Source organism: Nocardia coffeae (assembly GCF_019890715.1).
Classification (GTDB): domain Bacteria; phylum Actinomycetota; class Actinomycetes; order Mycobacteriales; family Mycobacteriaceae; genus Nocardia; species Nocardia jiangxiensis.
Window position 1 is genome coordinate 20,592 of record NZ_JAINZY010000032.1, and the last position, 9,212, is coordinate 29,803.

Here is a 9,212-nt window from a genome sequence, read left to right on the forward strand (position 1 = left end):
GAGTTCAGCGGGGCAGGCCGAGCAGGCGTTCGGCGATGATGTTGCGCTGAATCTCGTTGGTGCCCGCGTAGATCGGGCCCGCGAGGGAGAACAGGTAGCCGTCGGTCCAGGTGCTCTCTTGTTCGGCGGCGGGGCCGAGCAGTTCCAGGGCCGTCTCGTGCATCGCGATGTCCAGGTCGGACCAGAACACCTTGTTGACCGAGGATTCCGCGCCGAGCTTGCCGCCCTCGGACAGGCGGGTCACGGTCGCGAACGTGTTGAGCCGATACGCCTCGGCCCCGATCCAGGCGTCCACCACGCGATTTCGCGCCGCGGTGTCACCAGCCTCGCTGTTCGCACGCCACAGTTCGATGAGCCGGTCCGCGGTCGCGTTGAACCGGCCCGGACTGCGCAGCGACAGGCCACGCTCGTTGCTGGAGGTCGCCATCGCCACCCGCCAGCCGTCGTTCGGCTCCCCGATGACGTCGTGATCGGGCACGAAGACGTTGTCCAGGAAGATCTCCGCGAATCCGGGCTCACCGTCCAGCTGCGGGATCGGCCGCACCGTGACCCCGTCCGCGGACAGCGGGAACATCACGTAGGTCAGCCCGCGATGACGTTCGGCGTCGGGATCGCTGCGGAACAGCCCGAATCCCCAGTCCGCGAACGAGGCTCGCGAACTCCAGGTCTTCTGCCCGTTGAGCACCCAGCCGCCCTCGACGCGTTTGGCGCCGGACCGGATACCGGCCAGATCGCTGCCCGCCTCGGGTTCGGACCACGCCTGCGCCCAGATATCTTCTCCCCGGGCCATTCTCGGCAGGATCCGGTCGAGCTGCTCGGGGGTGCCGTGCTCGAACAACGTCGGCGCGAGCAGGAAGATGCCGTTCTGGCTGACCCGTCCGGGCGCACCGGCCGCGTAGTACTCCTGCTCGAACAGCACCCATTCCAGCAGGGAGACATCGCGTCCGCCGTATTCGCGCGGCCAGGCGACCACCGACAGCCGGGCATCGGCCAGGCCGGCCTCCCAGCGTCGGTGCGCCTCGAAGCCCTCCTCGGTGTCCATCGACGGCAACGGCGTCGCCGGGACGTTGGCGCGCAGGAATTCGCGCACCTCCAGCTGGAATTGCTCTGCGGCGGAATCGAGTTCGAGATCCATCTAGTTCGCCTTGTTCTCTGCGGTAGTCGCGTCAGGCCCGGAGGAGGCAGCTTGCGTAACCACGGCGGGTCCGCGAGTGCCGCCATCGGACACAGTGGATGCGGTGGCGGTGGCCTTCATCGACTTGGCGTTCATGCCGCCGAGCGAATCCGCGCCGACCTCGGCATTGTGGGCGTGCGCGAAATGATGCAGTCCGAAGACCGAATCCATTCCCGAGCGCAGTCCCATCTGGTCCTCACACTGGTTGACGGCCTTCTTGGTCAGTGCCAACCCGAATTGCGGCATGGTGGCGATCTTCTCGGCGAGGGCGAAGGTTTCGGTCTCGAGTTCTTCGCGGGCCACGACCCGGTTCACCATGCCCCACTCGTACGCCTGCGCGGCGCTGAAACGGTCGCCGGTGTACAGCACCTCCTTGGCCCGGCGCGGTCCGAGCACCCAGGGGTGGGCGAAATACTCCACACCCGGAATACCCATGCGCACAACGGGATCGGAGAAGAACGCATCCTCGGAAGCGACGATCAGGTCGCAGACCCAGGCCAGCATCAGCCCACCGGCGATACACGCGCCGTGCACCATCGCGATCGTCGGCTTGGGGATCTCCCGCCAGCGGCGGCACATGCCGAGATACACCTCGAGTTCGCGGGCGTACCGCTGATCGCCGCCGGGGCGGTCGAGGTGGTCCCACCACAGCGCGGCCTTGTTCTCGTACTGGACGTGGTGGTCGCGGCCCGGGGTGCCGATATCGTGTCCGGCGCTGAAGTGTTCTCCGTTGCCCGCCAACACGATCGCCGTCACCTCGACGTCCTCGACCGCGCGCGTGAAGGCCGCGTCCAGGGCGTAGGTCATCACCGAGTTCTGCGCGTTGCGGTAGTCCGGCCGGTTCATCGTGACGACCGCGATCGGACCGCGCCGCTCGTAGGTGACGACCTCACCCTCGTCGGGAACGGCGCCGGGAATATCTGTGCTGGTCACGAATTCTCCTCGCGTAGTTGCCGTTTGAGCACTTTCCCGGCGGCGCTGTAGGGCAGTTCATCGCGGAATTCCACGTAGCGCGGGACCTTGAAGTTGGCGAGTGTGCGCTTCGCGTGCGCGACCACGTCCTCCGCGGTGAGTGTGGAGCCCGGACGTCGGACGATGAATGCCTTGCCGACCTCGCCCATGCGCTCGTCCGGCGCGCCGATGACCGCGGAGTCCGCGACGCCGTCCAGGCGGGCCAGGGTCTGTTCGACCTCGGCGGGGTAGACGTTGAATCCGCCGCTGATGTAGAGGTCCTTGAGCCGATCGGTGATCTTCAGATAACCGCGCTCGTCCAGGACGCCGACGTCGCCGGTGTGCAGCCAGCCGTCGGCATCGATCGTCCTGGCGGTGTTCTCGGGATCGTCGAGATAGCCGAGCATCACGTTGGGGCCGCGCAGCAGCACCTCGCCGTGTTCGCCGATGCGCACCTCGAAGTTTGCGATCGGGCCGCCGGAGGTGTTGGCGACGGTCCGCGCATCGTCGTCGGGCAGGCACATGGTGCCGAATCCGGCCGATTCGGACAGGCCGTAGGCGGTGACCACGACGTCGAATTCCAGTTCCCCGCGCATTCTTTCGATCAGCACCACGGGAACGGTCGCCGCGCCGGTGACCGCGACCCGCAGGCTGCTCAGGTCGAACTCGGCGCGGGCCGGATGGTCCAGGATGGTCTGGTAGATCGTCGGGGGACCGGTCAGTACGGTGATCTGCAATTCGTGCACCATCCGCATCGCCTGCGGCACATCGAAACTCGCCTGCGGGACGATGGTCGCGCCGGTCACCAGGCAGGCCAGCATCGCGGCCTTGTAACCGAAGTTGTGGAAGAACGGCGGGATGACCAGGTACCGGTCCTCGCTGTTCAGCGTCGAACAGGCCACCCACGCGCGCACCACGCTCAGCGCCTGCCGATGCGCGACGAGCGTGCCCTTGCTGCGCCCGGTGGTGCCGGAGGTGAACAGGATGTCCGAAATGTCTTCGGAGTCGACCGATTCCCCGCGCGCGAGCACCTCCGCGACCGGGGTCTGCTCGGCGATCCGGGCCAGATCCGGCCAGCGGACGACGGTGCCGGTCGCCTCGGGGAGCGCGGCGTCCGCCTCGGCGGGCATCACGATGATCGTCTCGATGTTCAGATCCGGAGCGGCAGTACGCAGTTCGGCCAGTCGATCGCGCCCGAGGAAGGGGCCGGAGACGAACAGTGCCTTGGCGCGCACCCGCTCGAGCACATCCACGGCCTCGTCGGCGACGTAGCGGGTGTTCAGCGGAACCAGTGCCGCGCCGGTGTAGTGCGAGGCCAGTGCGGCCACGACCCAGTGGTAGGTGTTCGGCGCCCAGATCGAGATCCGGTCGCCGCGTTGCACACCGCGGGCGATGAGCGCGCCCGCGACCTGTTGTACCTGGTCGAGCAGTTGAGTCCAGCTCAGCTGCACCTCGCCGTCGTGGACGGCCGGTGCGTCGCCGTAGGCGCGCGCCGCATCGTGCAGGGCCCGGGGGGTGGTCTGCGAAAGGGTGGTCACGGGCGTCCTCCCGCGGCGAGCCGCGATTCGAAACTGTGGGTCTACAAAGCAAGTGCTTGGTAGGTTACTCTACCGGAGTGAGTGTGATCCAGACCCCCGATGCCGCGGCCGGTAGCGACACGTCCGCGGATGTGAAGTTCCGCGCCGACGTGCGCGAATGGCTGGTCGAGAACCTCGAGGGCGAGTTCCGTGAGCTGCGTGGACTGGGCGGGCCCGGTCGCGAGCACGAGGCGTTCGACGAGCGGCTCGAATGGGACCGCCACCTGGCCGCGGCGGGTTGGACCTGCCTGGGCTGGCCCGAACAGTACGGCGGCCGCGACGCGACCCTGCGCCAGCAGGTGATCTTCCACGAGGAGTACGCCAAGGCCGACGCGCCCAGCCGCGTGTCGCACCTGGGCGAGGAACTGCTGGGCCCGACGCTGCTGGCGTTCGGCACCGAGGAGCAGAAGCAGCGCTTCCTGCCCGGCATCCGCTCGGTCACCGAACTATGGTGCCAGGGATATTCCGAGCCGGGAGCCGGTTCGGACCTGGCCGCGGTGACCACGTCGGCGCGCCTCGAGGGCGACGAGTGGCGGATCAACGGTCAGAAGATCTGGACCTCGCTGGCGCATCTGGCCGACTGGTGTTTCGTCATCGCGCGCACCGAACCGGGGTCGAGCAGGCACCACGGCCTGTCCTATCTGCTGGTGCCGATGAAGCAGGACGGCGTCGAGGTTCGGCCCATCATCCAGCTCACCGGCACGGCCGAATTCAACGAGGTGTTCTTCGACGACGCCCGGACCGAGGCGAGTCTGGTGGTCGGGGAGCCGGGCAAGGGCTGGGGCGTGGCCATGGGCACCCTCACCTTCGAACGTGGTATTTCCACTGTCGGACAGCAGATCCGGTTCGCCCGGGAACTGTCCGACCTGGAGTCTGTCGCGAAATCGAATGGCGCGCTGGAGAATCCGGTCATCGCCGAACGCATCGATCAAGCCTGGGTCGGTTTGCGCGTAATGCGCGCACATGCGTTGCGCACGTTGGCATCCGGGCACGACAACATCGACCCGCGCACCGCCGCCGGACAGGCGTCGGTCTCGAAGTTGTTGTGGGCCAACTGGCATCGCGACCTCGGAGAACTCGCCATGGACGTGCTCGGCGCACCGGGACTGATCGCCCTGCCGGACGACCTGAACGAATGGCAGCGCCTGTTCCTGTTCAGCCGCGCGGACACCATCTACGGCGGCTCGAACGAGGTGCAGCGCAACATCATCTCCGAACGCGTGCTCGGCCTCCCGCGTGAGGCCCGCTAACCCTTGACCGGATCGGCCGCACCCGGCCGGATCGACCGATCGGATGCGAAGATCCGATCAGACCTGGAGGAATCACAGTGACCGATCTTTCTGTTGCGCCGCAGCCGGTTTCGGGACACGGGCTGCTGGCCGGGAGGATTGCGGTGATCACCGCCGCGGCGGGGACCGGGATCGGATCGGCCACCGCGCGCCGCATGCTCGACGAGGGTGCGGACGTCGTGGTGTCCGATTGGCACGAGCGGCGTCTGAAGCAGACCGAGGAGGAGTTGGCCGCGGCCTATCCGCAGCGCCGGGTGGCCTCGGCGGTCTGCGACGTCACCAGTTCCGAGCAGGTGGACGAGCTGATCGCCGCGGCCGCGAAAGCGTTGGGGCGCATCGACATTCTGGTCAATAATGCCGGACTCGGCGGTGAGACGCCGGTCGTCGACATGACCGACGAGCAATGGGACCGCGTCCTGGACATCACCCTCAACGGCACGTTCCGCTGCACCCGCGCGGCCCTGAAGTACTTCCGCGAGGCCGGGCACGGCGGCGTCATCGTCAACAACGCCAGCGTCCTGGGCTGGCGCGCCCAGCACGGCCAGGCCCACTACGCCGCCGCCAAGGCCGGTGTCATGGCCCTGACCCGCTGCAGCGCGGTGGAAGCCGCCGACCTGGGCGTTCGCATCAACGCCGTCGCGCCCAGCATCGCCCGCCACCCCTTCCTGGACAAGGTCTCCTCCAGCGAACTCCTGGACCGCCTCTCCGCCGGCGAAGCCTTCGGCCGCGCCGCCGAACCCTGGGAAGTGGCCGCCACCATCGCCATGCTTGCCAGCGACTACACCTCGTACATGACCGGCGAGGTCGTCTCGGTCAGCAGCCAGCGGGCCTGATCCGTCGCCGGGGGCGCGCTCCCGGCGGCATCGATCCGGAATGTCGCGAATTCGCTTCGGCAGCAGCAGAATTGCGCTGTCTCCGGACGTCAGCGGTTTCCCGCCGGATCGTCGAATGCTGGGGCGGGGAGCCTGAATTGCTCAGGACGGCAGGAAGATTGCGGCGGCCTCGTCGGAGAGCACGGTCGCGCTGGAGGAGTCCGGTTCGGTCTGTGCCAGGTGCTGTAGGCCGAGGATGGCCGCGTAGGCGATGCGGGCTCGGTATTCGGCGCGTTCGGCAGGAAGTCCGAGTTCCCGGTATGTGCGGGTCAGTAGGTCCAGGCGGACGCGGTTCACCTGGGCCACCGCCGCCCTGACGCGGGGGTCGCCGCGGTCGCCGAGCAGGCTCAGATGCACCGAGGGGGCCAGCGGCTGGACGGCCTGGACGACCGCGGTCACCAGGTCGCGCAGCCGTTGTGCCGGATCGGTGATCGCGGCGAATTCGGCGAGTCCGCCTTCGCCGTGCGTTCGCACCCACTCTGCCAGCGCCGCCTCGATCAGCTCGTCCCGATTCCGGTAGTGCGCGTAGAAACTCCCCTTGGTCACGCCGAGTGTGCGCGCCAGAGGTTCCACCGCGACCGCCGCCAGTCCGCCGTCCGCGATCGCCTTCAGCGCGGCCTGCGCCCAGTCCCGCGCGGACAGCCGGGTCGACTCGTTCACCACGGGAAAGAGGATACGCCGGGGTATTGACGGCACTACGGGTGCGGGATACGGTGGCGTATTAATACGCTACCGTATCCATACGCGACAGTATCAAAGGGGCGATCGTATGGCGCACAGGAATGTTCGGCGCGTGGTCACCGGACACGACTCCGAGGGCAGGTCTCGCGTGGTCCAGGACAGCGAGGTCGAGCCCATCACCTCCGCGCTGATGCCCGGCTTCGCCGTGCACCGACTGTGGGGCCGGGACGAGCGCCCCACCTTCCCGGACGACGGCGCACCCCGCGCGGCCACGGCGTACTACCCGCCCCCGGACGGATCGCGCTTCATGCTCAACACGATTCCGCCGGGCGAGGTGGTCCCGGCCGCGGACCTCGATACGACCGCGGCTCTGGCCGAGGTCGAGCGACAGATGCCGGGTGCGATGGCCGCGATGGATCCCGGCGACCCCGGCATGCATATCACCGACAGCATCGATTACGTCCTGATCGTCTCGGGCGAGGTCACCCTCGAACTCGACGACGGCGAGCGGACCGTGCTGCGGGCGGGCGATGTGGTCGTCCAGAACGGCACTCGGCACGCCTGGCGCAACCATGGTGCGCAGGTCTGCACCATCGTCGGCGTGGCCGTCGGCGCGGATCGCATCGGGACCAGCGATCGACCGTAAGGTCCTTGTGCGCCAACGGGTCTGATTTTCCGATGAATCCAGCCGTGCGGCCGTTCGATGCTCGGACTGTTGTTTCACGGCATTGCCGGTGATTCGATCGGAGAGTTGCCGATGACGAAGATGACGGGCTTTCGATCCTTCGCCTCGGACAGCAATGGTGAACGCCGTCGACGCACCGTTTTTCGAACGATTCGACGACATTCGACACTGTCTCGGCGAGGCGCCGGGAAGATATGATCTAACGTGTTCTCCGAGGTACCGCTGCTGACACGGCGTGCTCGATCAGGCGTCGCAGTGGTGGCGATGACGACATATTCGACCGCGCGATGTATCAGCCGTTTCTTTTCAGCGGTCGCACGCAAACTCGCAATCACAGAACGGAGAAATCTATGCCTGTGCGCGATACGCCATGGTCCGCGGGAACCCCGTGCTGGGTCGACTGTCAGGTCGATGACCCGGCCAAGGCGAGCGAGTTCTACTCCACCCTGTTCGGCTGGCAGATCCAAGGGGGTGAAGCGGAAGCCGGTGGATATCTGATGGCATCGAAGGACGGCAAATCCGTAGCCGGAATCGGCCCGAAGCCGCAGCCCGGAATGCCCTCGGTGTGGACCACCTATTTCGCGACCGATGACACCGACAGTCTGGCCGCGCGGGTAACCGCGGCAGGCGGCCAGGTGCTCGTGCCCCCGTTCGACGTCATGGACGCGGGTCGAATGGCGGTCGTCGCCGATACCACCGGCGGTATTTTCGGCATCTGGCAGGCACGCGCACACCAGGGCGCCGGCGTCTACAACGAGCACGGCAGCTATTGCTGGAACGAATTGCACACGCGGCAGCTCGACGCCGCGAAACAGTTCTACGCCGACGTCTTCGACTACACGTATACCGATGTCGGCGACGGCGCGAATATGCGATACGTGATGTTCACCCCGCCCGGCGGCACCGAGGGCGTGGGCGGCATGAACGACGACACCCTCATGCCCGGCGAGCCGGTGCCCGCCCACTGGCTCACCTGGTTCCAGTTCGACGGCGTGGACACCGCGGTGGAACGGGTGGCGGAGCTGGGCGGGACGCTGCTGATGCCCACGGCCGATTCGCCGTTCGGCAGGATGGCGGTGGTCGCGGCGCCGCAGGGTGAGACGTTCGGTCTCATCGACACCTCGGTTCGCGCGGGGTAGCGCCCGGTCGCGACAGTTGTGTGTGAGGGCCGGACCGGCGTATCGGTCCGGCCCTCGAGCTTTTCGGCTCCGGCCGCGAATGTGGACGGCGGTGGGGTTTCAGCCGGATCCGACGACGGTCAGCAACAGTCGTCGCCGCGCCAGGACTGCACACCCTGCCAGAGAGCCGCACCGGCCACGCCGAGGCCGACGATCGAGTCGAGCCACCAGCCGCCGCTCCATACCGAGGTGAGCGCCAGGGCGGCCAGAACGGCCGCGGCTTGGACCGCGCACAGGTAGTTCTGGGTTCCCTCCCCGGCGGTCGCGGCCGAATCCAAGCGGACGGCCAGGCGGTGTTTCGCGCGGCCCAGCAGGGGCATGGCCACCAGTGACAGTGCGGTGACCGTCATTCCGAGCGCTGTGCACTCGGATCTGTGCTCGCCCAGCAGATTTCGCACGGACTCGATGGCGATATACGGGGCGAGTAGCCAAAATGACACGGCCACAAGCTTTTGCGCGGTTCGCTCGGCGGTCTCGGACAGGGTTCGCTCGCCGGTGAACCGCCACACCACGATCACACTGGCCATCCCCTCGACCACGCTGCCCAGCGCCCAGCCGAGTAACGCGATCGATCCGGCCGCCACCCCCTGCCACAGCCCGATCACGCCCTCGGCGACCATCCACACCAGGCTCACCCAGGCCAGGGCGCGCGCCCACCGAGCGGCACGATGCCACGCCGCATCCTTGACGACCGGTGCGGCGCAGGAACTTCCGCAGCAGCTCTGCGTCGCCATCAGGTTCGTGCTCGCATCCACCTCGCTCACGACTCCACCTCGCTGGCGCTCGGCTCCATCGTGCGCGAGGC

At 67.5% G+C, this 9,212-nt stretch carries 10 protein-coding genes; 4 read left to right on the forward strand and 6 right to left on the reverse strand.

Annotated elements, in window-relative coordinates:
• Positions 1-4 precede the first annotated feature (4 nt).
• The 3 genes from K7711_RS46360 to K7711_RS46370 are packed head-to-tail and all read right to left on the reverse strand — an operon-like array spanning position 5 to position 3,663.
• The gene (locus K7711_RS46360) at positions 5-1,135 is read right to left on the reverse strand and encodes an acyl-CoA dehydrogenase family protein (protein ID WP_222979449.1); all 1,131 of its coding nucleotides are present in this window, start codon (positions 1,133-1,135) and stop codon (positions 5-7) included.
• Positions 1,136-2,107: an enoyl-CoA hydratase gene (locus tag K7711_RS46365; RefSeq protein ID WP_308015253.1), complete on the reverse strand. Its 972-nt coding sequence runs from the start codon at positions 2,105-2,107 to the stop codon at positions 1,136-1,138.
• A complete protein-coding gene (locus K7711_RS46370; protein WP_222979451.1) occupies positions 2,104-3,663 on the reverse strand; it encodes a FadD3 family acyl-CoA ligase in 1,560 nt (519 codons plus the stop codon). Before K7711_RS46370 ends, K7711_RS46365 begins: the two co-directional genes overlap by 4 nt.
• An 86-nt stretch (positions 3,664-3,749) precedes the next feature.
• On the opposite strand from K7711_RS46370, the gene K7711_RS46375 reads away from it, so the two are divergent.
• Both K7711_RS46375 and K7711_RS46380 read left to right on the forward strand, forming a co-directional pair.
• Positions 3,750-4,952, forward strand: coding sequence for an acyl-CoA dehydrogenase family protein (locus tag K7711_RS46375; protein ID WP_443678120.1), 1,203 nt, complete (start codon positions 3,750-3,752; stop codon positions 4,950-4,952).
• Positions 4,953-5,023: 71 nt separating this feature from the next.
• Positions 5,024-5,824 (forward strand): SDR family oxidoreductase, encoded by an 801-nt coding sequence (locus K7711_RS46380; protein WP_174434996.1) that lies wholly within the window; start codon positions 5,024-5,026, stop codon positions 5,822-5,824.
• 141 nt (positions 5,825-5,965) lie between these two features.
• Here the strand turns inward: K7711_RS46380 and K7711_RS46385 are convergent, their stop codons facing one another.
• Positions 5,966-6,526: a TetR/AcrR family transcriptional regulator gene (locus tag K7711_RS46385; protein ID WP_222979456.1), complete on the reverse strand. Its 561-nt coding sequence runs from the start codon at positions 6,524-6,526 to the stop codon at positions 5,966-5,968.
• Positions 6,527-6,632: 106 nt separating this feature from the next.
• Here K7711_RS46385 and K7711_RS46390 point away from each other — a divergent pair, with 106 nt between their 5' ends.
• Entirely contained in the window at positions 6,633-7,190 is a 558-nt protein-coding gene (locus K7711_RS46390) for a cupin domain-containing protein (protein WP_222979458.1), read from the forward strand.
• A 74-nt stretch (positions 7,191-7,264) separates the two neighbouring features.
• Here the strand turns inward: K7711_RS46390 and K7711_RS46395 are convergent, their stop codons facing one another.
• Positions 7,265-7,564 (reverse strand): hypothetical protein, encoded by a 300-nt coding sequence (locus K7711_RS46395; protein ID WP_222979461.1) that lies wholly within the window; start codon positions 7,562-7,564, stop codon positions 7,265-7,267.
• A gap of 15 nt (positions 7,565-7,579) precedes the next feature.
• On the opposite strand from K7711_RS46395, the gene K7711_RS46400 reads away from it, so the two are divergent.
• On the forward strand, positions 7,580-8,368 hold the full coding sequence (locus K7711_RS46400; RefSeq protein WP_222979463.1) for a VOC family protein: 789 nt from the start codon (positions 7,580-7,582) through the stop codon (positions 8,366-8,368).
• Positions 8,369-8,487: 119 nt separating this feature from the next.
• On the opposite strand, the gene K7711_RS46405 is transcribed toward K7711_RS46400, so the two are convergent.
• Complete coding sequence (locus K7711_RS46405; protein WP_222979469.1) at positions 8,488-9,141, reverse strand: cation diffusion facilitator family transporter; 654 nt, start codon at positions 9,139-9,141, stop codon at positions 8,488-8,490.
• Positions 9,142-9,212: the final 71 nt, after the last annotated feature.